The sequence below is a fragment of the Pontibacter roseus DSM 17521 genome (assembly GCF_000373265.1).
Taxonomy (GTDB): Bacteria; Bacteroidota; Bacteroidia; order Cytophagales; family Hymenobacteraceae; genus Pontibacter; species Pontibacter roseus.
This window is the reverse complement of record NZ_KB890761.1, coordinates 971,564-997,085: the sequence shown is the minus strand read 5'-3', so window position 1 is coordinate 997,085 and position 25,522 is coordinate 971,564. Positions and strand designations below refer to the sequence as shown.

Sequence of the window (25,522 nt, the reverse complement as noted above, 5' to 3'; positions counted from 1 at the left end):
CAGCTCTTCCACATCCCTTGGCAGCTATAACAGGTGCCGGCTGTATCAGGGACTTCTCACTCTTAGTACACATGCCGGAAGGCAACTTCTATCAGTGGCCAAAATGACAGCTGTCTCCTTTTTCTCTACAACTGGCCACACCTTACTACGTCTGGTTTGGCGCCAGAATATTTCCTCAGTGGTCTTATTTAAGCTCTTCTGCCGGATCGCTGGAGGTTGTTGCATCTTCGCAAACTGCAGCTTCCGTCCCAATAGGTTAGAATATCTAGCCGCGCTGAACCGCAGAGACGAGTAAGACAAGGCTTTGTATTCCTGCAGAAATGAGCAGAGGCATTCCTGATATCAGGAATGCCTCTGCTAAATTCAATCTTTTGGGTTTTCTATAAACTCTTTAAGTCTATTTCGATTACCCTAAAAGAGACAGCCATCACTTTTTGAGCACCATCTTCAGACTTTGGGCTTTCGAAGCTGTTATCAGACGGGCGATGTATACGCCTTCTGCCAGGTTACGGGCGTCCAATTCATACTCGTATACCTGCCCGGCCTCAGCCTTTCCAGTTGCCACTTTCTTGATAAGTGCACCCCTCACATCGTATACCTCCAGCGCAAACTGCTCTTCTTTGTCGAAGGCGAAGCGAATTGTCGTTCTGTCAGCAAAAGCATTCGGATAGTTGTCGAAGCGAGCAGCAGACAAGCCATTCAGTTCACCAGCGGTTTCGAGTTTCTTTCCTTTACCAGGTGTGGTAGCAATTGGCTCCTCTTCAGCTGGTAAGTTCGCAGCGGCTGAAGTACCGTAAGTGCTCAGTATCCGGATGTTGCCACCATTCAGTGTCATCATTTCAGACCTACCTCCCAGCCAATTGGTCGATAGCATCAGTTCACCTTTTGACGTTCTGAGCGTGATGCTGATTTGGTCTTTCACACCAGTAACAGTGGACTCGAATGCTTGAACCGATAAGTCAAGCGCACCACCCATACTGATTGGGTTATTCGAATCTGTCACATCGGTCAAGTTAGCTTTTGTGTTGAAGTCCGCTCTGCGACCTCCTGTTACATTGGCTGTTCCGAGTGTGTTGATGGCATTACTCTTGATTTGATAAGTTCTGACTGCACCATTGACCTTTCTTCTGAAGATGATGTTTGCCTGGCCCTGTATGTTTTTGCCAGACTTGTTCCACTTCATCGTGAATCCGAAGTTAACCTTTGAGTTTGCATAGGCAGCGTAAGTACCTGCAGAATTGCTTACTACTAGGTGGCCACCACCATTCACGAAATCCTTCCCTGGGACTGCTACGGTAATTACTGTGGCATCCTCCACTTTGCCCGTGTAGTAATCACCTACAGCATAAGCCAGTACTTCATAGGATTTACCACCGGCACTCAACTCGGAACTGTTTATCGTCACAGTCTGAACACCTGTTCTGGCAACACCAACAGTTGTGTTGGACTGATTCAGTAAATCAACAGGCAGGATACTGACACTGCCAAGCTGTGGAGCAAACCTAGCTTTCGCGTTGGTAATAATGCCTCTGGCATCAACTCCGTCGTTCCTGTCCGTGACAGTAGCCAAGTACTCTACATTGGCAACCAACGATGTAGAGTTGGCCGTAGCAAAATACTCTAAGCCGGAGTAAACAACTTCAGCATCTTCTACCTTAACCGTCATGCTCTGAACACTACTTGTTGAGCTGCCCAGGTTAGAAGAACTAGGCGTGTAAGTTGCTATTACGTTGTACTGAGCCGGTTTCAGGTCAATCTTAACTGTTGAGCTTGCCTGTCCGTTTACTGCAGTTGCCGTTGCCAGCAGGTTAGCTGCCGCTACAGAGCCTAGGTAGAACTTAACAGTACCAGCAGTTGCATTTACCTCGCTCTGAGCCGTAGCAGAGGTAACGTTAGCAGCGAGCGTAACATTATCGGAGTACTGAACAGGTGAGATAGCAGCCATAGCAATGCTGGTATTTGCAGCAGTGACGGTGAAGGTGGCTGTATTGTAAGTAATATGATAGTTGCTAAGCTCAACTTCCGGGTTAAGTGTGGCAGAGACAACATAAGAACCTACTCCTTCACCTGGTGTGCGGCTATAGTTTGCAGATACACCATCGCTAGCGATGAAACCAACTAAAGAACCTGTCAATGGTGGGTCATTTTCTCCAAACGCTTTGGTATTAGCGAGAGGTGTAACCGAAGCAGCTTTAGCGGTAATCACACCAGCTGTATTGGTCTGGTAAGATACACTATAGTTGCCACCGTTATTGCCGTCGTTGATTACCAGGCCGAAAGCCGTCAGCGTCTTACCGCTGGCAACAATCTTAGATTCAAAAGACTGAGTGGGAGCAGTTGCCACTTCATCGCCTGACTGAAGAGCAGGAACAACAGGAGCTGCAGAAGATGAATTAGTGCCATTGTACACTCTGCTATCTGCATTGGCAATCACTGTAATTGGTCGTTGTGAAACGCTTGCTGTTGTTGTGGCAGTTAATGAAGTCAACTTATAGTTAGGGTGATCAATCGTTACTGTAGCTGTAACCTCTTTATCACCGCCAACATGCTTATCATCAAATCTGGCACTATTAACTGCCACATGTACGACGTCAGTGCCAACTACATCAGCCGCTGGAACGCTGCCAGTCGCATCAGCATCGACGTTACCATCATACAGCTTGTTGTTAGCAGCTATTGAAGCTGTGAGCTGTTTCTGTGTGATGTCCAGTTCAGCGCCAGTGTAAGATAATGCGTAGTTGTCGCTCAGGGCAACTGTACCCTGCTCGATGGCATAAGAACCTACGTTCTCTCCGGCTACTCTGCTCAGGGAGCCCGTGAACCCGTCATCGCCTACAAGCGAGCCAGCAGTGATGGCGTAAGTCATGTCTGGGTCCGTCTCGCCGTAGGTCTTGCTCTGCGCATCGGCCGAGATGGTGATTGGCCTTGCAGTCACAGTCAGCGTTCCGTCGGTAGCAGATACCTCATAATTGCCCAGTGCGTCACCGGTAAGTGTGGACTCAATTGGATAGGTGCCTGTTGCGCTAGCCTTGGTGGCAGCTGTAGCATACGAAGCGGTGATTTCATCACCAGCCACTACACCGATGACTGTACCTGTAAATGCAGGGTTCTCGTCGCCGTACACTCTGCCACTATTGTCTGCAATGACAGAAATCCTCGCCTTCGTTATCTCAAACCCAGCGGTGTTATAAGTGATTGCATAATTGGAGAGCTCTTCCTGCGGTTGCAGCGTCGCACTGATTGTGTATGTATTTACTGACTCTCCCGGTGTTCGTACAATGCTAGCTGTAATACCATCGGCTGTGACAAAACCACTGGTTGAACCAGCCAAAGCAGGGTCTACGGTACCGTACACCTTACTGTTAGCCACTGGCGTTACGGAAGCCGGCTTCGGCGTGATATCAGCTGCGGCACTTGCTACTTCAGTCAGCTTGTAGTTATCCTTATCCTGTCCTATCAACTCTGCCTCTGCCAGCATCACTGTTTTTCCATCAGTTGCATTTTTGTCGCTGAACGTGGCCTTTCCGCCAGACAGCTGCACATCGTCCTGGCCGATTACCCCCTGCAGGCTCCGGCCGGTTACGATTGCTGCGGCTGTGCCGTCGTATACCTTGTTTGCCGCTTCAAATGCTCCCGTAATCTCTTTGGCAGTGATGGAAGCTGTCGTGGAAGCCGTTGAGTTGCCTAGGATGTAGTTAGGGTTGCTAATCGAAACAGTAGCGTTCACCGTTTTGTCTGTGCCTGCGTTCTTCGTATCGAAGGCTGCACTACTCACAGTCACCGTTACATCATCCCCATCGACTACATCAGCTGCAGGAACGGTGCCGGTGGCTGTGGCGGTGGTAGTGCCATCGTATACCTTGTCCTCCGTTGCAATAGACGCTACCAGCGCTTTCGGTGTGATTTGGAACGTAACAGTCTCGTCCACCACGAGGGTGTAGTTGCTGCTCAGGCCCAGCGTGCCTCTTGTGATGGTGTAAGGTCCAGCATCTTCTCCGTTGATTCTGGACAAGGCGCCTGTGAAGGCATCAGTGCCCACCAAAGCAGTGTTGGTAAAGCTGAGAACAGGGTCACTGCTGCCGTATACCTTGTTTTGGCCGGCTATAGGCGCTACCGTAATAGCCTTTGGTGTGATGGTGAACAGCGAACCTTCCGTAAGGCTCAGGCTATAATTCCCACCCAGACTGAGTGTTCCTAGCGAAACAGAATAGGTGTCAACATCTTCACCGACGGCTCTTTCTAGCTTACCCGTGAAATCATCACCTTCAACAAGCGAGCCCGATGCTATATGATAGGTAAGCTCCGGATTAGAGGCGCCGTATACCTTGCCCAACGCATCAGCCGTTACGACCACACTGCGTTTTTTGATTTCGAAATCAGCTCCTTCATATGTGAGAACGTAGTTAGCGTTAGCCGTCAATGACCCCTTGCTAATCGCGTACATACTTACGTTCTCACCGGGAGCCCTCTCTAAAGCACCGGTTAGGTGAGCAGCACTGACTAGACTACCAGTAGTGACTTTGTAGGTCAGCACTGGCTCATCGGTGCCATATACCTTTGTCTGGCCTGCATCAGCAGTTGCCGTTATAGCACGAGGATTGATTGTTAGATTTGCGCTGGTTGCCCCCTGGTAGTTTTGGTTATCAATCGTAATGCTGACTTGATAGGTATCGGCATCAACTTGCTCACCGTTTGTGACTATAACCCCAGTCAAACCTTCAGGCACTGTAGCAACAGAAACGGTTTTAGCGGTGCCATCATAGGTATGCGTGGTGTTGCTAACAACAAAAGAAGCATTGGCTTTGCCTATGACCAGATTACCCTTTACAGCGGCAGCCTGATAGTTTTCATTATCCAGCGTCGCTTCCACTTCATACGTGTCGGCGTTGGTCTTGCCGTTGTTGCTGATGCTAATACCCGTCAGATTGGCTGGAGATGTTGTCGCTGTGGCCGATTTCACACTCCCGTCATAGGTATGGATTAGGTTCTCTAATGTGATGGTTGCGATGGCTTTGCCTATCACCAGCGTGGCAGTGGAAAGGTCACTGCCTGAAGCTAACTGGTAGTTAGGGTTAGCCAAGGTAGCTAGGACAGTGTAAGAGCCTGCGTCAATTGGTTCTGCTACGGGTGTAGCTCCCTGTTTATAAGAGAGGCTTATTCCGCTCAGTCCTTCCGGGCCGGTTGTGGCTGTTGCCGCCTTACCGGTGCCATCGTAGGTATGGCTTAGGTTACCCAGATTAATGGACGCGTTGGCTTTGTCAATCACCAACGTACCAATGACAGGATTTGCCAATTGATAGTTATCATTTACAAGTGTGGCTGTAATAACATAACTACCCGCATTGGTTGGAGACGCAGCCGCGGTGCCGCCCTGGGAATAGGCCATACTGACACCTGTGAGCACGGCAGGATTTGTAACATAGGTTGCATCTTTGGTATTACCGTCATACGTGTGTCTCAGGCTTTCCAGTGTGATGGTTGCGATGGCTTTATCAATCTCCAGGGTAGCTGTGCCTGGGCTTGACGCCAGTTGGTAGTTGGCATTGGTGAGCGTGGCTTCCACGGTGTAGCTACCTGCCCCTGTTGGCGAGACAACCGGAGTAGCGCCCTGCCTGTAGCTTAAATTCACTCCGGCAAGGCCCTCTGGGCTCGTCGTAGCAGTTGCCGCTTTGCCCGTTCCGTCATAGGTATGGGACAGGTTTCCAAAACTAACAGTCGCTATGGCTTTATCTATCACCAGTGTTCCGGTTACAGGGCTCGCCTGGTAATTGTCATTGCTTAGGGTGGCTTCCACAGTGTAGCTACCTGCATTAACGGGTGGTGTAGTGGAACTTGCGTAGGTGGTACCGTTGGTGCCGGTATACGTCACAGTCACCCCACTTAGGCCAGTAGGGCTGATGGTATAATTCACCGTTCGGGCGCTGCCGCTGTAGGTCTGGCTCAGTTCCTCCGACACCAAAGCGAGTGTAGCTGCAGCTTTATTAATGCTAACATCTACAGAACCAACCGGACTGGTGCAGCCATTCACGGTAGCGGTCACGGAATAAGTACCCGCAGCTGCCATCGTCACGTCGCTGATTTCAGGATTTTGTGCTGTAGAGGAGAAGTTATTCGGGCCTGTCCAGGTGTATGTCGCTCCTTCGATGCTTGACGCCTGTAACTGCAGTGTGCTGCCATAGACAACATTTCCGTTGCTGGCAGCTGTTGGCGCGCTAGGCTGGGCTTTTACTTCCACCTGCTGCATGATACTGTAACTGCAGTCGCCTTGTGTAATCGTTAGTTTGGCAGCATGTATACCAGCAACCGTATAGGTATGGCTGATGTCTTTGGTACTGTAATCGGTAGTGCCGTTGTTGTCAATATCCCAGGCATACGTTGCGTCTGCTAGCAAACCCGTGGAGGTATTAGTAAAACTGTTAGCTGTACCTATACACACAGGCGTGGCGGTGAAGGCGACCACAGGTGCCGCATCATTGACTACGGTTACTGTAGCATTGGCTGTGTGCGATAGGCCTGCTGCATCAGTCACGGTAAGTGTAACCGTGTTCTCTCCGGCATCAGCGCAGGTGAAGGTTGACTTGCTTAGTGACAGCACCAGCGCATCAGCAGCGGTGCAGTTGTCGGAAGAGCCGTTGTTGACAGCAGCCGGTGTTAAAGCGCTGCCTTCACTTAGGTTTAGCGTTACATTCTGGGCTAAGGCAATCGGTGGGGTAGTGTCTTCCACGGCGACTGTGGCTTCTCCACTGACTGTACCTGTACAGGTTGCATCAGATACGCTCATTAAACTATAGTTCGTTTTATCGCCAGGTGAAACCGGTATAACTAAAGGAGAATTAGCAGTAGAAACAGTTACTTGTGTCGTATTATCGAGATAAGTAACACTCCAGGGACCAGTTCCTGTGAGAGTAATGCTTATAGCAGCTGAAGCTCCCGGACAAATGGTTCCTCCTCCTGTTAAAACCGCCGTAGGGGATGTGTTTACTGTTACATTAACAGCTGTTCTTTCACTTTCACAACCAGCTGCGCTAGTCTGGCTCACATAATATGTTTTTGTTGATAGGGCATCTGTGCTGGATAGCATGGCCCCACCAGTCTGGGCACTATACCATTTGAGATTGGTACCAGTGGCTACCAAATCAGCTACTGTTTTATTGTCTGCACTGCAGAATTTCTGAGCATTCGCCGCAGGTGCTGATGGGCAAAGTCCTCCCCCATGTAATCGCGCTATTCTATTTCTCACTGTTCCATTGAAGGAGGTGAAATTCCCCCCCACTACCACTTTGCCGTCGCTCTGCACAGCTACGGAGTATACAACGTCATAAAAGCCTGTACCGGGGTTGAAGGCGGTATCCAGTGAGCCGTCTGCGCTGAGGCGGGCAATCCTGCTGCGAGGCGCGCCGTTGAAGGAGGTAAACTGTCCCCCCACTACCACTTTGCCGTCGCTCTGCACGACTACGGAATAAACTTGGTTATCGAAGCCTGTACCGGGGTTGAAGGAGGTGTCCAGTGAGCCGTCTGCGTTAAGGCGGGCAATCCTGTTGCGGGGCATGTCGTTAAAGGAGCTAAAGAATCCCCCCACTACCACTTTGCCATCACTCTGCACGGCTGCGGAAAGAACAAGATTATTAAAGCCTGTTCCGGTATCAAAGGCGGTATCCAGTGAACCGTCTGCGCTGAGGCGGGCAATCCCGTTGCGAGGCGCGCCGTTGAAGGAGGTAAACTGTCCCCCCACAACCACCTTGCCGTCGCTTTGCACGGTTACGGACCAAATATAAAAATTAAAACCTGTACCGGGGTCAAAGGAGGTATCCAGGGAGCCGTCGGCGTTAAGGCGGGCAATCCTGTTGCGGGGCGCGCCGTTGAAGACAGTAAAGTCCCCCCCCACTACCACTTTGCCATCACTCTGCACGGCTGCGGAAAGAACAAGATTATTAAAGCCTGTTCCGGTATCAAAGGAGGCGTCCAGGGAGCCGTCGGCGTTGAGGCGGGCTATCCTATTGCGAGGAGTGCCGTTGAAGGAGGTAAACCACCCCCCCACGACCACCTTGCCGTCCGGTTGAATGGCTACGGCACGAACTTCTTGGTTGAAACCCGCCCCAGGGTCGAAGGAGGTGTCCAGGGAGCCGTCGGCGTTGAGGCGGGCTATCTTATTGCGAGAAGTGCCATTGAAGGAGGTAAACCCCCCCCCCACGATAATCTTGCCGTCGCTCTGTACGGCTACTGTACTAACAGAATAGTTGAAGCCTGCTCTGGGGTTGAAGGCAAAGTCCAGAGAGCCGTTGGTGTCGAGGCGGGCAATCATGCCAAGGGCAGTTCCGCCACTGGAAGTGAAGGTGCCGCCCACGATAACCTTGCCGCCGCTCTGCACGGCTATGGAGTAAACGACATCGTTAAAGCCTGCTCCAGGGATGAAGGTGCCATCCAAAGAGCCGTTTGTGTTGAGGCGGGCAATCCTGTTGGGAGAAGTGCCGCTGAAGGAGGTAAATTGTCCCCCCACGACCACCCTTCCGTCGCTCTGCACGGCAACGGAGTGAACAGCACTATTAAAGCCTGCTCCAGGGATGAAGGTGCCATCCAAAGAGCCGTTTGTGTTAAGGCGGGCAATCTTGTTGCGAAAAGTGCCGTTGCAGTAGGTGAACACCCCCCCTACGATGACCTTGTTGTCTGGTTGAATGGCTACGGAGTAAACAGGATTGTCAAAGCTTGCGTTGAAAGTGAAGTCCAGAGAGCCGTTTGTGTTGAGGCGGGCAATCCTACTGCGAGGAGTGCCGTTGCAATAGGTGAAGCTCCCCCCTACGACCACCTTGCCGTCATTTTGCACCGCTATGGAATTAATAAGATTGTCAAAGCTTGCGTAGAAAGTAAAGTCCAAAGAGCCGTCTGAGTTGAACCGGGCAATCCTACTGCTAGGAGAAGTGAAGGTGCCTCCCACTACCACCTTGCCGTCGCTCTGTACGGCAACGGATAGAACAGGATTGTTAAAGCCTGCTCCGTTGTTAAAGGAGGCGTCCAGGGAGCCGTTTGTGTTGAGGCGGGCAACCATGCTGCGAGGAGTGCCATTGAAGGAGGTAAAATACCCCCCCACGATAACCTTGCCGTCGCTCTGCACAGCAACGGAGTAAACAACACCGTTAAAACCTGCTCCGGGGTCAAAGGAGGCGTCTAGGGAGCCGTTTGTGTTGAGGCGGGCAATCCTGTTGCGAGGAGTGCCATTGAAGGAGGTAAATTGTCCCCCCACGACCACTCTTCCGTCGCTCTGCACGGCAACGGAGTGAACAACACCGTTAAAGCCGTCACCGACATTGAGGTTCAAATCAACCGTGTTGAAGCTGTTATCGATACTTCCTGGTAAGCTTTGGCCATGCGCAACAGAAAAACTACCTGCAGCAAACCAAAGAAGCGTTGTTATAAAACAGATATTATTTACAATATATTTTAAAAGTGGTTTAGCACCTTTCGTGGTGACAATCGGTTCATTATTGAACCTTTGAGGAGTTGGTTCTGCTTCTGAATTTTCCAGTAATTCTAAGTTAGAATCTAAAGTAGATGTTGTCTGCATATTTACTTGATGCTTAGGTAATAGTTTAAGGGAATAACATAATAATAGAATATTACCCACGCACCGTTGCGTGTAACAGGGGTTCCAACTTAAAATTGATATTTAGTATTTTAAAAAGTTAAATTTACAATTAACCAATTTGATTAACCTATACCCACTTACGGGTATTTTTGTATTTTTTAGATACTATCATGCACTCTTTGCTCCAAAAATTTACTTGATTAGCTGTAGGATGAATAGAAGATAATTTGTGGTTTTCTACGAGACATGCAGTGTTGGCTGACACGCCTCACCCATAGCAAAGAATGACCTTCCCGTGAGTACTTGATTATGTTTGAGTAAAATCAAATAGCAACAGCCTAATTGGTAATGTTGCCTCCATCTCGAATACACTTCAAGCAAATAGCCATAAGCTACAAGCAGTTTATGCCAGTCCCAACACGAGCTTAAATCAAATCGAAAGCCCTGGCATATTCGCAGAGTTCGAAAAAAGAATTCGTGTTGAGTTTTTGCCTGATGTTCCTCCGATGGGTCTCGACGGTGGCCGTAGAGATGAACAGGATTTCCGCTGTTTCAGGCGAGCTTTTGCCTAGGGCCATAAGCCTAAGAATCTCCCGTTCGCGTTTGCCCAGCCTGCTGAAAACATGGTGATTCTTTCTCAGAAAGTTGTTCTCCTCCAGCAGGCGGGAGACCTTGGCAGTCACATGGTGTAAAGGGTCTACCGGGAAAGCAACGGTGAGGGAGAGTAAAGGCTTGCCCTGCTCGTCCTGCAGCAGCACCTTGATGCTGCTCATATGCCACACCCACTCCCTGCTCCTTGAACTGCGCACCTGCTGAAAAAACGAAATGCTCTCCCCAGGGTGGTTGCGCTCCAACAGGCTTGCTATCCTAGGCACGTACTCCTTAGAGTCCTCCTCATTGAAGAAGCGGGAATGGTACTCAATGCCGAGCTTCTTTATCTCCTCCAAGGATATGCCTAACAGGGTTTCTCCCATCGGGGAGATATACTCCACAGCCCAATCGCGCAGGTTGTGGATGATGACCACGCCTGGTATGTCATCAGCAACAGTTGCAATGGTGGCTATCTTTTCTTCTATCTTCTTCCCTAAGCTGTTGCTGATTGGTGTTCCGGGCATATACGTTCTATAATATAAAAAAACAGCTACAGGACTCGGCAAAATGCCTACATTATACAAAGCTATCACTTACTCATCTGGATGTTCATACCTAGTAATCAAAGGATGGAAGCTAAAAAAAGAAGAGTTTTGAAATATAACGGTTACAAGTTTTTTTAGTTATATTTTAATAAACAAAATAGCCTATTTGTTTTGACGATAGCCATAGCACAGGGTGACCAGTGTTCTCCATGGCGCTCTGCAGTCATGCATATGTACACAATCAGTACAATAGTGTTGTTTTGAAAACACTTCCTGATTTTGAACTCTGTGCCTACCCACCTAAAATCAGGGATTAAGCAACAAACAGCGGCTCTTGCTTCGCTCCACAATCTATAAGCAACTAGATAACTTACAGAAGTAAAATATACTCGTTTCCAAGTATTTTAACTATGACTTATCATTTGGATTTTTGCTCAACGAATTGTACTTTATGAAAATAACCTTTACATTTATTTTTGCTGTGTCTGTATTTACCTCATTTGCTCAGGCAAGCTACACCCCAGTAGATGTGCCAGCAGATACGCTGCAAGCTTTACCCTCGACAACTCCAGCTCTAATTACCACCAGTCAAGACACTGCGAGGAAAGAGGTCTTCAGGAAGAATATAATCAAGGTAAACCTCTCTTCCTTTCTCCTGTACAACAACAGCATCAGCTACGAACGCTCATTGACCAGGAAAATTTCCTTCGTGGTCGGTTACAGGTATATGCCGCAGACCACGGCCAATTCTTCCTATCTAGTACGAAAAGCTGTAGATAAGTATGGAGAGGGTGATGAGGAACTGGAAAATGACGTGAACTCGACTTTGATAGGAAATAGCGCTTTCACCGGAGAAGTCCGTTTTTACTCCGGCCAGCATCCTGGAGCTCGAGGCTTCTATCTCTCGCTTTACGGGCGATATATGAACCTCAGCGCCGCTTTCCCTCAAAAATATGAAACCGAAAGCAGAATCTACACCATCCCTTACGATGGAAAGATTAAAGGTTTTGCAGGCGGAGCAATGATTGGGGCTCAGTGGCTAATAGCCAAAAGGGTGACCTTCGACTGGTACATTCTTGGTGGGCACTACGGAAAACTAAAGGTTGACATGCCAGCCGTTACTGACTTGACCACTATGACATCTGAAGAGAAGAGAGGACTGAAGGAAGACATAGAGGATACCAATGGCGATTTGAAGGACAAAACGGATTTGGAGGCAACTGTTACGAATAATGGTGTCAGCGTGAAGGGCACTGCACCGTTTGTTGGATTACGAGGCTTTGGATTCAGTTTAGGTTTAGCTTTCTGAAAAAGCTTTTTTGGCACACTTCTCTGGCCGTTGAGACTAATACAAAGGTTAAGGGATTGGGCTCGAAGGGCATGCGCCGTTCGCTGGCATCAGGAGCTTCGGCTTGAAGTTGCCATTATGTTCTCATAAGCATCCAAGTTTAAGGGCACTCAGGCAGAGGCTCAGGTATATATTGTTAGAATCAAAGCTTGAAGAGCCCACTGAAGTGTGCTTTTTCTATACATCTCATATTACACAATCACATCAAGTACATGCAAAAAAATTACGTTCCCATCTTAGTATTCCTAGTTTTGTTATTGACTTCCTGCTTAGAAAAGCATGAGCCTGTAGTACCCTCTAAAGCAGTACCTCCTGTAAGAAAAGGGTTAATGGCAGGTAAAGTCATCTGGCCTAGTAACGCTAAGCTAGACACAACTGGTGTGAGGGTACACTCTTTCAAAGGGGCAGAAAGAATTATAAACGATTCTTATGTGGCTGACACAATAAACAAGTTTTCAACCCTCTTTGTAACTAAGCCTGATGGCAATATTATAATGATGAGGTACAACTATCCTGGTCAGTCGGATAATGACATCACACCTCAGTCTACAGCACTAGCTATTCTTATGAATGCGCCAATAACATTATCCTTATCAGATGAAGGGCAGTTACAAATGATTCAAAAGATTCAGATGGACCCGGGATACAAACATTTGGTTCAAGAAGTGACAAATGCAGTCGTAGCCGGAAGAGCAATCAACGACACTACTAATGCTTCAATGTTAGAGGCAACCAGCCGGTTATTCAACAATGCCTCGAATCAGAGACTGTTAACCTACCGTGGAACTCCATTAAAAATAAGGACATCTAATCCGGGTACGTTTTCAATAGAGAACAACAGGGTAGCACATAAATATGTTGTAGGTATTTATAAAGAGAATGTCCGTTTGGAGTCTTTTATAATTGAAGGCACACAAGCATTTGCATCCTCTTTTTCAGAAATTCTCAATGGCGTTTTCGGAAGTGGCTATTCAACTCCTGATCAGAAAATCTATACCAATACCAATGACGGAATATATATGTTTAAAATCCGCTCTGGTAAGCCTGGGACGGGTGATTCTGCTTTAGAGTATAATGAAGCATTAAATGAGAATGTAATATACTATGCGATTACGTTAGCTTTCAAGCATCTCCCCCTAATAGGAGCAGAGTGCATCTACTCATTAAAGAAAGCTATTCAAGAATCTATTATTGGAGCCGTATCATTAAAAGAAGCAAAAGACGCAAATGAACTTACTGATAAAATCCTTGACTACTGCAGCCATATTTTCAGCACCAACACATCTTTGTTTGAAGACTGCCCAAATTTTGAGAAGCCAAACTATAACAGTTCATTTTTGCCCTCAGTAGGCAAGCTATTCAAATTTATAGGAAAGGTAGGTGAGGTGGGTGAAGCATTGAATATAACAACCCATATTTATGATTTATACAATTCAAGAGCTGCAATTGATACATGTTTTCAGGTTCTGGATAAAAAAGTTGTAGCATGTAATTCCATAACATCAGTAAAAGTTGATGCCGGTACTGTCATGCCTAATGACACGAGTGGCTTCGTTCATTCCACGTCTATCCCATTACTAATAAAATATTCTGGTATCAATCCAACACGGGTAGCCATTACCACAGGAGGAACACAGCTGCCAAGCGAAGGGGACTGGCAATCGGTTTCTGCTACCAACGGCACATTGGCCTACACGTTCAACACATCTTTTGAAACAATGGCTTCCCGGGGGATGTGGAAATTAAAAGTTTACCTGCGAACAGAAGCGGGTGTAAGCGCCCCCTATAGCATGAATGTACACTACAGCTACCTGACATCCTATACCCCTCCTTTTACTGAGGGTAGAACGGCAGAGGAGGTCAACAGAGATGCGTTGCCTATCTCGGGCATACCAAGTCAAGTAACATCCAGCAATGTAAAGCTAGGAACGTATGCAGTGTATTCTGCCGAACCTAGCATTATATGCAGAGGTCGCTCAAGTGAATTATACATTAATGTACAGTCTAACACATTGTCTGAAATCCAGGCTGGTGGCTATTCACATTTAAAATTTTATGATGGGAATGGATTACCCCTTACAGTCCTGTATTTACAGCCTTTTAGATTTTACCAGAGGGTATGCTTGAATGAAACGGAATCCATTTACCATGCTAGAATAAAGTATGTAGAAGTTTTCTTCAGGTAATCTTAAATCTGTAAAATGAAAGGCTAGCTTCAAATTGTGGAAGCTGGCAAGCACTGCACAGGCCTCAAGTAGAAGCGGACCGTGCTCCTCAACCGGCTGAGCGCCCTGTTCTCGGCGCATGAACCACAGGCATCCGTAATCGCATCCCACGGGGAGGTAAGAAGTTTGACGCCAAGATAGCAAGGTGTGAGGCCCAGATAAAGGCTGTGCACAATTTGGCGGAATGGCTTCAGGATATAGCATACAAACCTCTCACCACCCAGGGAGTGGGCCTCTCACCCTGGCCAATGTATTGGCAGAGGCCTAGGGAGTTCATGTGGGGGAAAGAGAGACAGGGACCAGTACCCGAGAAAAGGGAGATTTCTAAAATAGGCAACAGCAGAATCAGAGCAGCCGTTTACTTCCCGGCCCTGGTGGTCAGTCGGCACAATGCTGCCCTGTGGGCTGTTTACTGGCGCATCAACGCCGGGAAGGCAAGCAAGATGGTGGGCGTGGTGAGCTTGCAGCGCAAACTGCTGGTTATCCACTCGCTCTGGAAGAGCGACTTGCTCTTTGAGGACAGGGGGCCTAACCTTCGGGGACTAGGAGAGAAAGCGTCTTCTTCGTCAATAGAAATTGTATAAAAGCCTCATAGTGTTTACTTGATTTTTAAAACAGCACCTCTTTGATGCACTTCGGACCCTATTCCGGCGCTAAAGCAATTTCTCTTCTTGTGTTGAGTATCAGAAAACCTTTCTCAATGGAGCCACTTGGAAACAGTCCACACAGAAAAGTCCAGCATTTCTAGCAGTCTTTGCCTACTTGCAAATCCTATTCTATGCTGGTAGTCTCCTAGACTTCAAATCATCTTACCCTCGGTTATGTGTCTAACTTTCCTATCTCTTTAAACATACATTGTGATTTATAAGACGGCAGAACAGGGCTCTAGGCACAGCAATTAGCACATGCATCGGTCTATGTCTCAGCAGATGGCCGTCTCACGGTAAAGCGGACAGGCTGATATTAGTAAAACCGATAAGATTTGGAACAGGCAGCCCTTCGCGCGATACGACTTATGACTGATAATTGTATATTCACCCACATTCGCTACTAGAGACAATTATGGGAAGACTTCTTTTCTTTATGCTGAGCGTTCTGCTCTCTTCCTGTTACAGGGAAGAAAGCGGCCAGAAGCTGGTGCTGATTAAAGACGCCTGCAAGAGGAACATCTTCCAGAACGAAACCCTGACGGCAGGGTTAAATGACGAACTTGATGCAGCGGGAATGATGCGTGAAGATTCCCTGCTTAAGGCGGACTTGGAGAGGATTGTCTCCTGGAGGCGAGGCTTTGTAAGGAATCCTACCATCGAAAACCTGCTGTTGTTCTCTGATTCCATAGAGCACGCACACCACAAAAGCTCTTCATGGGGTTATGACTATTCGGCGCCAGTGAGTGAGCTTAGGGAGCAAATAGAATCACCCCCTGATAGTATGGCCTTCTACAGCCTTCTATACTATGCCACTGCCGGCGAAGGGACATTGCTGCAGCTAAAGGCAGCTCAGAGAGGTGCTGTAAATTTAGCGACTTGGAACGTCTCCTCCTACCTGGATAAAAGCAGGTATCGACTAGGAGACACTGTTTTCCTCACGGTCAGCACCGCAGGCTTCCACTCCGGAGAATCGGCTTTTGATTTTTCCCAGATTACCTGCAGGAACTTAGAGAGCGGGGTGACAATAAAGCCAAAGATAGTCAAATCAGGCCCTCACTATATTCTGATGTACACACCTGATACCTATGGTGCATATGAGGTAACGGGTGGTTTCCACAACAGACGGGAGGACAACTTTGGATACTCCTTAAAAATTAGAAACGGGTTCGAGGTAAACCCCACAGTGCCTGACAGAGGCTGACCCGTTCGGTGGCTACTGAGCACCTGCTTAAATCTTGTCCTTGTTGCGGTTCTTTGTTGTAGAACCCGCTCTATGTGTGGCATTTAATCCCCGAAACTTATCAGACTCTCCTTCAAGTCAAAAGAGGCTTATAGCTAGGCTTACTGCGGCAAAGGGCCGCTATTACATTGACTTCTGTGCATGCAGAGCATTGTATTTGCGTACTGCTAAAAAGTAAGTTAAACCATTCTTGTTATGTGCGGAAGATATACAGTCGTACCCAAGTCTACCAAAGGGCGCTCCAAAGCGGCTGAGCTGGTGGAGAAGCACCTACAGGAAGCGCACTACAACGCGGCCCCGAGCCAGGCNCTGCCCGTGGTGACAAACGACCAGCCGGACAAGCTGCAGTTCTTCTCCTAGGGCCTGCAGCCCTTCTGGGCAAAGGACGCGAAGGCGGTCAAGCGCGCCATCAACGCACGAGCCGAGACGCTGGCGGAGAAGCCTTCCTTCCGCAGCCTGTTGAAGTCAAAGCGCTGCCTGGTGCCCGCGGATGGGTTCTTCGAGTGGCGGGTGACGGAACAGGGGAAGGTGCCCTACCGCATCCTGCTCAAGAGCGAGGAGGTGTTCACCTTAGCGGGGCTGTGGGACGAGTGGGCGGACAAGGGCACAGGCGAGGTGCTGCACACCTTCACCATCATCACGACGGAAGCCAATGACGTGGTGAGGCCCATCCATGACCGTATGCCCGTCATCCTCTCGCCGGAGGCGGAGGAGCTGTGGCTGGATGAGCATGAGCCGCAGGAGGATTTGCTCGCCTTGCTGCGCCCTTTCAAAGCAGAGGAGATGAAGGCATACCCTGTGTCACCGCTGGTGAACTCGCCTGTCAACAACGTACCAGAGGTGCTAAACTCGCTTTAAGCCCCGATGCCACAAGCCATTCCCGGCCAGTATAGAACGAGGCTTCGTTGCCCTGTCGCTGATGTAGGCGGTGGGGAATCTGCCATAAGGATATCCATGCCCGCAGCGCTAACCGAGGGTTCAGTCATAAGGAAGACACTTTATCGATTGAATCCCTAGGTATCGAAACTATACCTGGCCGAGCGCTGGTTGCACCGGTTCATCAGCTCAATCTGCCATTTATAACTTGGATAGAATGCCTTCATGGTTTCGAGCGGCGTCTTCCCTGAGAGACAGCTCTTTTTAAACCTTATTTCGACGACGCCCTCGTTCGGTGTCCCCGATTTCAGCCGCGCGTCGTACCCGTTGCTGGAGTTTTCCCACTGCCAGGCACCGGGACTCCAGAAGTAGAGCCTCACCGGATAGCACTGCTGTTCCTGGGGGCAGTGGCCATAGTAGGAGCCGCTGGTCAGCACGCCGGAGCCGTTGGCCCGGAACGACACCAGGATGGAGACACCGTTGCTGGCATCGCAGGCGAACTCCACCTTGGTGATGACGGGCGCCGAGATGGCCCCCAGCTCGCATTCGCTCAGCGCCTTGGCCGAGAACAGCACCGGGGCGCCCGCCAGCGGGGTGCCATCCACTTTCCGGGCCAGCGCCTCCACCTCCTGCTCTCCTGTTCCTCCCAGCGTCCACGCCACCTGCGCGATTCCGTAGGCGTCTGTCACGGACCTGGCCGCGCTCAGCACGCCTCCGCCCCTCTTCATGCTCCATTCCACCTCGACGCCCTCCAGCCCCTTGCCGTTCACGTCCGTCACCTTCGCCTTCAGCGGGCTGGGCAGGGCCTTGCCGGGCGCGGCGCTCTGGTTGTCCCCGCTGGAGAGGAATAGGGCGTGCGGCCTGCGCTGCGGGACCAGGATGGCCTTGTAGGTCCTGGTGCTCTCCTCAAGCTCGTTCCGGTAGGTGACGGCGAAGGTGAAGGCCTGCTCCGCCCTGGAGGAGGAGTTGAAGGTGACGGAGAACCTGTCCGCCTTCCCGGTCGGCTTCGTCACGGTGACCGAGGGGTTGTCGAGCACCTTCACCTCCCAGTCGCCCAGTGACCTGGTCGCCACCGTCTCGCTCCTCACCGCGTACCCGGGGAAAGGCCCGAAGGGGCTGCCGAGGGTCTGGGTGTAGAGCCTCCTGGCCTTCTCCAGCAGCGTGACGGCCTCCTTGATGAGCGCCGACTGGCTGGCGGCGTCCTCGGCCCTCAGGGTGCGGAAGGTGACCCTGGGGGCGATGGTGAACGGCTCGCCCTTCAGTATCCGCAGCTCATCCGCCGCCGTGCGCATCTCCAGGCCGCTGGCCAGTTCCCGCTCCGCCCTGTCGAGCGTCACCTTCAGGGTGAAGGTGGGCGCCCAGTAGGCCAGGTCCAGCGCCACCATCAGAATCCGGCTGAGGTAGCTGAAGGTGAAGGACTTCTTCCCGGTCACAAAGGACATGGCCGCGTCGAAGCCCAGCACGCCCACACCGATGGTCCCCGCCACGGCCCCGACCTTGACCAAGGAGGCGGCCGCGGCCACCGTAGCGATGGTCCTGGCCGTCACGCAGAACGCGGAGGTGCAGTCATCCCAGTCGCCGGTCCGGAGACTGGGGCCGGAGGCAGCGCCCGGGTCCCCCTGCCGCCTGCCCAGGCCGGTCCCCGTCGCGTTGAAGGCGGCGATGGCCTTCTGGGCCTCGATGAAGTAGGCGTCGTTTGCCTGTATGATTTGCGCCGCGGCGAGCTGCTCGGCGGCGGGCAGCGCCCCGAAGCGCTGCATGGCCTGCCCCAGCTCCTCCTTGGCCCTGGACATCTCCACGGGGACGGTGGCGGCGCCCGTGCTGGCCTTGTAGTCGGCGATGTCCTGGTCCAGGTCCCCCAGGAACTCCGTCACGTAGGCCACCGGGTCGGCGATGGCCGCAGGGGCGGCGATGGTCAGCTCCAGCGGGTCCTTGGCGAAATCTGCTCTCACCGCGTGTGTGCCGGTCGGGAGGTCCCCCGGCACCAGTAACGTGAGGGAGTTGTCCATGTTCTTGACCGCCTTTACTTTTCTGGTGCCTATTTCGAGGTCATACTCCTGCTTGGCTAGCGTGTGGCCCTCCACCTGGATGACGGCCAGCTCGTATCCCCTCACCGAGGCGGAGGCGATGCTAAGCGTGCCATCGGCTGGCACGGCTGGGTTGGGGTCCTTGTCGGAGTCGGATGTGCTGCAGGCCGCTATGAAGAGCAGCATGAGGAGAAGGGCGTAGAGTCTCTTCATAAGGGGGAAAGGGTTGGGTGAAAGCAATGTATGTAGCCAATAATCCGCAAAAGTAGCAAAAGCAACCTCGTTTTCCACTACCTATATCTGGGTATTTGAATTTAGGGAGAGTAGGTGGACAGGTAGACTGAGATGCCTCTATAGGCTCGATGGCCAGTATCGGAATTGCTGGTGCGGAAGCGATGGTGCAGGCACGCCTTCAGTCATGTCAATCAGGAATACCTTATCGAGGTTTACTGCTGTTATGGGGATGAAGGAAGAAGGTGCTTTGCTCTCAAAGGGCTAGTTGATGCCGGTAGTCTCCACATCGTTGCGGAATTATTGTCTCTATCCCCTAATTGTGAGTAGTCTACGTAGTGCAGTCTCTTAAAAGCCGCTACTTTAGCCAACTTTTAACATAGCTGGGTCCCCAGGGACTGCTCGAAAGCCTATCAGTTAACGCTGAGAGGCTTTTGTTTTATGCGCTTCGGACGCTATAGCAGTTTTATTTCGCATCAGCTGCAGTTTTGCTTCCTAACCGCATAAAACAAAAGCGGAGCTGATTATGAATTCATCAGCTCCGCAGATACTATAACAGCTTATTTTTACCGCTTCAGCACAGCCTTCAGGCTCTGCACCTTGGATGCGGTGGTCAGGCGGGTGATGTACATGCCCTCGGCCATACCCTCGCCCCTCAGTTCATACTCATAGAGCTTGCTGGCCACTGCGGTTCCGTTAGCTATGCGCCTCACCAGCACGCCTCGCATATCGAACACCTCCAGCACATACTGCTCCTCCTGCTCCAGGGAGAAGGCAATTCTAGCGCTTTCGTTGAAGGGATTCGGGTAAGCTGTTAACGCATGCTCATACTCTGTTGCCTGGAGCGCTGAGGCGGTGCTTGTGGCAGTCACTTTAAAGTTGGACTTGCTGGTAGCAGTGCCACCTGGTGTGGTGACAGAGATTTTGCCACTCGTTGCCCCCAATGGCACACGCGCCTGAATCGAAGTCGCACTCGCTATGGAGAAGGTGGCGGCTGTCCCATTGAAACGTACCGCCGTGGCACCTGTGAAGTTGGTGCCGGTAACTGCCACTACAGTGCCGACAGAACCAGACGTAGGTGAAAAACTGCTGATAGTAGGTGCTGGGTTGGAACTGGTTACGGTAAAACTTTGCTTACTCGTGCCGGTACCTGCGGCAGTAGTCACCCTGACTTTTCCGCTGGTAGCACCAGCAGGAACCGTCGCAACCATACGGGTGCCGCTCTGCACGGTATAGGCAGCGCTCACACCATTGAAGGTCACAGCAGTTGCATCTATAAAGTAGTTGCCCGTGATTGTCACAGCGGTGCCAACCGGGCCACTGGTTGGAGAGAATGAGGAAATAGTTGGCACTTGGGTAGAGGGTTTTGTAACCGTGATACGGACAATCTCCTGCGCTGACAGCAACCCATCTGTCACAGAGAAGGTGATACTATGCTCCGCTGTTTGGTTACCCGATGGAGTCCAGGAAAAGGTGCGGGTGGAAGCGTCAAAAGTCGCACCAGCAGGCAGCGGTGCTGCTTCGTAAACCAGGCTTTGCATAGGTTCATCCGCATCAGTAGCAGAAACTATAAAAACTAGGTTACTATTCACGGCTACCGACTTAGCTCCTATTGTGACGAGCACCGGTGCCACATTCACTTCGTTTACCGTAACAGTTATCACTTCCTCACCCGACATAGCTGGCGTACCGTTATCAGTGACTCTGACAGTAAAGGTATAGGTACCAAAGCCATCTGCCTCGGTAGGTGTCCAGGAGAATACACCGGCTGGTGAGATGGTGGCTCCGGTTGGGGCTCCCACCAATGAATAGCTCAGGGTGTTGGCAGGCAGGTCGCTGTCTGTAGCTGATGCTGTGAATGCAAGCTGGGTCAGCTCGTTCACGGCCTGTGCGCCAATGGCTGCCAGTACAGGCGCTGTGTTTACCTCATTCACCTGTATCTCTATTTCCTCTTCGTCTGAGAGTGCCCCATCCGACACCACCACCTTCACGCGGTAAGTACCAGGCCCTTGAATTTCGGTAGGTGTCCAAGAGAAAGCACCCGCTGCAGTGAGAGTAGCCCCTGTGGGATAAGTACCTGTTGGGGGGGCTGCCAGGCTGTAAGAGAGTGAGCCGTTTGGCAACCCATCATCTGTGGCAGAAGCCTGGAATGTGATTTCTGATAATTCATTGACAGACTGATTTCCTATAGCGGTCAGCACGGGTGCTGCATTGAGAGACATAGTCAGACTATTGGATGTAGCTGGACTTCCGGTGGCGCATATAGCATCAGAGGTCAACTCTACCGTCACCACATCCCCGTTTGCCAAGGCAGCCGATGTGAAGGTGGCGGATGTCTCTCCTTCAACCGCTATGCCATTCACCTTCCACTGGTATGCTGGGTTCTCGCCTCCGTTGGTCGGTGTGGCCGTGAAATTCACGGAGGTGCCAGCCGCCACTGTGGTAGAAGGGTCTGCAGCGATGCTCACGCTGACCGGTAGTGCTTCTGTGATGGCGACAATATTGGTAGTGACAGTCTCTGTGCCGTAGGTAATGACAGCTTTGTAGATGCCTGTTGTAGTTGGGGTGTAAGCAGTAGTAAGGGTCGGTGCAGCCCACTTTTGGATGCGGTGATTGCCAGTATCTACAATATACATATCTCCATTAGCATTCAAGACAATGCCAGTTGGATATAAAAGTTGATTTGCCGCAGAACCGCCACCACTACTGGCTACTCTTACACCACTTCCAACACCTGGAGCCCATTTAGTGACGCGATGAGCATCAAACTCAACAACAAATATATTGTTGTTCCCATCAAGAGATAAATCGTAGGGAACACGAAGTTGATTAGAGGCAATTCCTGAACCATTACCACCTGCTACAGTTACTCCAGTTGTAACTCCTTGTGCCCACTTCTGTACACGATTATTAGAAACATCATTCACATAGATATTACCACTTCCGTCCACATAAATTCCTGAGGGATTGTTAAGCTGATTGGCTCCTGCCCCCTGCCCGTTACCCCCTGCTACGGTGACACCGCTTGCTGCTCCGGGTGCCCACTTCTGGACGCGGTGGTTACCTTGGTCCACAACATAGATGTTGCCACTGTCATCTATAAAAATTCCATAAGGAAGATTAAACTGATTGGCTCCTGCCCCCCGCCCGTTGCCGCCTGCTACGGTGACACCGCTTGCTGCTCCGGGTGCCCACTTCTGGACGCGGTGGTTACCTTGGTCCGTCACGTAGACATTACCATTTTCGTCCACATAAATTCCTGAAGGACCATTAAGTTGATTGGCCTCTAATCCAAACCCATTTCCCCCTGCCACTGTAGTACCTTCTTGAGCAGGAGTTGGCATTATAGTAGCTATCACCTCACTGCCATTATACCAAACTATTCTGTCTGCTTCAGCAGCATTACTAACATTAAGTATAGCATCTGGCATACATTCCGCCGATGTGCTAAGCACAGGTGCAAGACGCACGGTCACTTGGGCGCAGGAGGTGGTGTTGTATTGGCTCTCAGCCCGCACGTAATAAGTTGTGGTTTGGGATGGGCTCACGCTAATAGTAGCTCCGGTACCCACTTGTGTTCCACCGCAGCTGGCACTGAACCACTTCCATACCGCTCCGTCGCCCAAGGTGCCCCCTGAAACGCTGAGTGTGGCGCTGCCACCGGCACTGATTATTACAGGAGAAGAGCTTGCACCGCTTGGCGCTGTAGACAGGCTCTTGATTGTCATAGTCAACGCGTTGGATACGGCAGGACTATCACCCGCGCAAGGAGCATCGGACGTAAGTTCTGCCATCACTACATCGCTGTTTGCCAAGTTGGCCGAAGTGAAGGTGGAGGAAGTCTCGCCTTCCACCGCTACACCATTAACTTTCCACTGGTAGGTGGGATTCTCACCGCCGTTGGTTGGTGTGGCCGTGAAGGTGACGGAGGTGCCTGTAGCCACTGTGGTGGAGGGATTTGCGGCAATGCTCACACTCACAGGCAGGCTTTCTGTGATAGTGACGGTGTTGGTGGTGACAGTCTCTGCGCCATAGGTAACGACGGCCTTGTAAACTCCTGCTGAAGTTGGGGTGTAAGTGGTGGTAATAATTGGTGCGGCCCATTTTTGGATGCGATGGTTATTAGCATCAGCTACGTAGATGCTGCCGGCATCATCTATGAAAGAACCATACGCGTAGTTCAGTTGATTAGCTGCTGAACCTGCTCCATTTCCACCGGCAACAGTGATACCAGTGCTTGAACCAGGTGTCCACATCTGCACCCGGTGATTATGCCCATCGGCAATGTAGATGTTGCCACTATCATCTACAAGTACATTTGTTGGATTTTCCAATTGATTTGCAGCTGCCCCTTGTCCGTTTCCGCCGGCTACTGTTGTACCCTCAATATCTCCCGAGACCCACTTTTGTACTCGATAGTTATCTAGGTCTGCAACATAGATATTGCCGCTAGCATCCAGGAACACATCGCTTGCGAACCTAAACTGGTTTGCCGCGGACCCCTGACCGTTCCCGCCAGCCACAGTCACGCCCTCGCTAGCACCAGGCGTCCACTTCTGCACACGGTGGTTATTTCGGTCTGCCACATAAACATTGCCAGCGGGGTCTACAAATAAACCACTTGGGACATTCAGCTGTTTTGCTCCAGCCCCCTGCCCGTTTCCGCCGGCCACTGTCTCGCCCTCGGTAGCCCCCGGTGCCCACTTCTGCACCCGGTGGTTCCCTCCATCAGCAACATAGATGTTGCCATCACCATCTACGAACAAATCAAAGGCATTAGAAAATTGATTGGCCTCCGGACCAGAGATAACCCCACCAGCTACAGTGGTGCCTTCGGTTGCGCCAGATGCCCACTTCTGTACCCGGCTGCCATCTGCAATATAGATGTCACCGTCAGTAGTCACAAATACACTATTGGGGGAGCTTAGCTGATTTGCTGCAGTTCCTTGTCCACTTCCCCCAGCCACAAGTGTACCTGCCTGCGCAGGAGTTGGCAGTATAGTAGCTTCCACTTCATTACCCTTGTACCAAACGATTCTGTCTGCTTCAGCAGCATTCGTGAGACTCAGTGTAGCCTCCGGCTGACAATCCACTGAGGTAGTCAGAACAGGTGAAAGGTGTACTGTCACTTGGGCGCAGGACGTGGTATTTTGTTCGCCCTCAGCTCGTACATAGTAGGTTGTGCTCTGTGATGGGCTGACACTTATGGTAGCCCCTGTACCAACTGAAGTACCTCCGCAATTGGAACTGTACCACTCCCATACCGCCCCGTCACCCAAGGTGCCCCCTGACACGCTGAGTGTGGCGCTGCCACCGGCACTGATTATTGAAGGCGAGGAAGAAGCACCGCTTGGTGCCACAGACAAGCTATTTACCGTCATGGTAAGGCTGTTGGATGTAGCCGGATTGCCCGTGGCGCAAACAGCATTAGAGGTTAATTCTACAGTCACCACATCGCCATTTACCAAAGTGGCGGATGAGAAGGTGGCTGATGTCTCGCCTTCCACTGAGGTGCCGTTCACCCTCCACTGATAAGCGGGGTTCTCGCCGCCGTTGGTTGGTGTGGCCGTGAAGGTGACGGAGGTGCCCGATGTCACTGTGGTCGGAGGAGCTGCGGCAATGCTTACACTTACTTCCAAAGATGGTATTATGGTCACGTCCACCTCTGCTCTATCGCTCTCACATTCGTTCACAGTTTGGCTTACATAGTACTTTCCTGTTTCCAATACCTCTGAGCCTGCCAAGGCGGTGCCACCGGTTGCTGAACTATACCATTTGAGACTGGTCCCTGTGGCTTCTAAATCAGTAATCTTTTTATTTTCTGCACTACAAAAACTTTGAGCTGCAGCAGATGGTGCTACAGGACAAAAATCACCTAAGAGTAGTCTTGCAATTCTGGTTCGAGATATACCGTTTAATCTAGCGAATGCCCCTCCAGCCAGCACCTTACCGTCCGGCTGCAGGGCTAATGACCTTACATCATTACTGAAGCCTTCGCCGGGGTCGAAAGAAACATCGAGCGTGCCGTCGGCATTGAGGCGCGCGATGCGGCCGCGGGGCGGAGTGGTGAAGTGAAAGCTCCCACCCACCAGCACCTTTCCATCAGGCTGCAGGATCAGTGAAAATATTCCACCGTTGAAGCCGGAGCCCGGGTTGAAGGAGGCGTCGAGCGTGCCGTCGGCGTTGAGGCGCGCGATGCGGCTGCGGGG

General features: G+C 50.9%; 9 protein-coding genes. 5 read left to right on the top strand and 4 right to left on the bottom strand.

Going from position 1 to position 25,522, the window contains the following annotated elements:
* Positions 1-427: 427 nt before the first annotated feature.
* Together B051_RS20890 and B051_RS21920 are read right to left on the bottom strand one after the other, a co-directional pair.
* Positions 428-9,313, bottom strand: coding sequence for an MBG domain-containing protein (locus B051_RS20890; RefSeq protein WP_169336194.1), 8,886 nt, complete (start codon positions 9,311-9,313; stop codon positions 428-430).
* A gap of 692 nt (positions 9,314-10,005) precedes the next feature.
* On the bottom strand, positions 10,006-10,695 hold the full coding sequence (locus tag B051_RS21920) for a helix-turn-helix transcriptional regulator (protein ID WP_018477012.1): 690 nt from the start codon (positions 10,693-10,695) through the stop codon (positions 10,006-10,008).
* Positions 10,696-11,167: 472 nt separating this feature from the next.
* On the opposite strand from B051_RS21920, the gene B051_RS0104630 reads away from it, so the two are divergent.
* The 5 genes from B051_RS0104630 to B051_RS21810 all read left to right on the top strand — a co-directional run bounded on the left by B051_RS0104630 (position 11,168) and on the right by B051_RS21810 (position 17,037).
* A complete protein-coding gene (locus B051_RS0104630) occupies positions 11,168-12,025 on the top strand; it encodes a DUF3575 domain-containing protein (RefSeq protein WP_245539579.1) in 858 nt (285 codons plus the stop codon).
* A gap of 251 nt (positions 12,026-12,276) precedes the next feature.
* Complete coding sequence (locus B051_RS0104625; protein WP_157578497.1) at positions 12,277-14,250, top strand: hypothetical protein; 1,974 nt, start codon at positions 12,277-12,279, stop codon at positions 14,248-14,250.
* 287 nt (positions 14,251-14,537) lie between these two features.
* Entirely contained in the window at positions 14,538-14,873 is a 336-nt protein-coding gene (locus B051_RS0104620; protein WP_157578495.1) for a hypothetical protein, read from the top strand.
* A 478-nt stretch (positions 14,874-15,351) separates the two neighbouring features.
* Complete coding sequence (locus B051_RS0104615; protein ID WP_018477008.1) at positions 15,352-16,140, top strand: hypothetical protein; 789 nt, start codon at positions 15,352-15,354, stop codon at positions 16,138-16,140.
* Between the two features lie 402 nt (positions 16,141-16,542).
* Positions 16,543-17,037 carry an SOS response-associated peptidase gene (locus tag B051_RS21810; protein ID WP_281163453.1) on the top strand — a complete coding sequence of 165 codons (495 nt, stop codon included), beginning with the start codon at positions 16,543-16,545 and terminating at the stop codon, positions 17,035-17,037.
* A gap of 155 nt (positions 17,038-17,192) precedes the next feature.
* Here B051_RS21810 and B051_RS0104605 read toward each other — a convergent pair whose 3' ends face one another.
* Both B051_RS0104605 and B051_RS20875 read right to left on the bottom strand, forming a co-directional pair.
* Entirely contained in the window at positions 17,193-19,295 is a 2,103-nt protein-coding gene (locus B051_RS0104605; RefSeq protein WP_018477005.1) for an Ig-like domain-containing protein, read from the bottom strand.
* Positions 19,296-19,879: 584 nt separating this feature from the next.
* A partial coding sequence (locus B051_RS20875) for an Ig-like domain-containing protein (RefSeq protein ID WP_071594846.1) occupies positions 19,880-25,522 on the bottom strand: 5,643 nt, incomplete at its 5' end.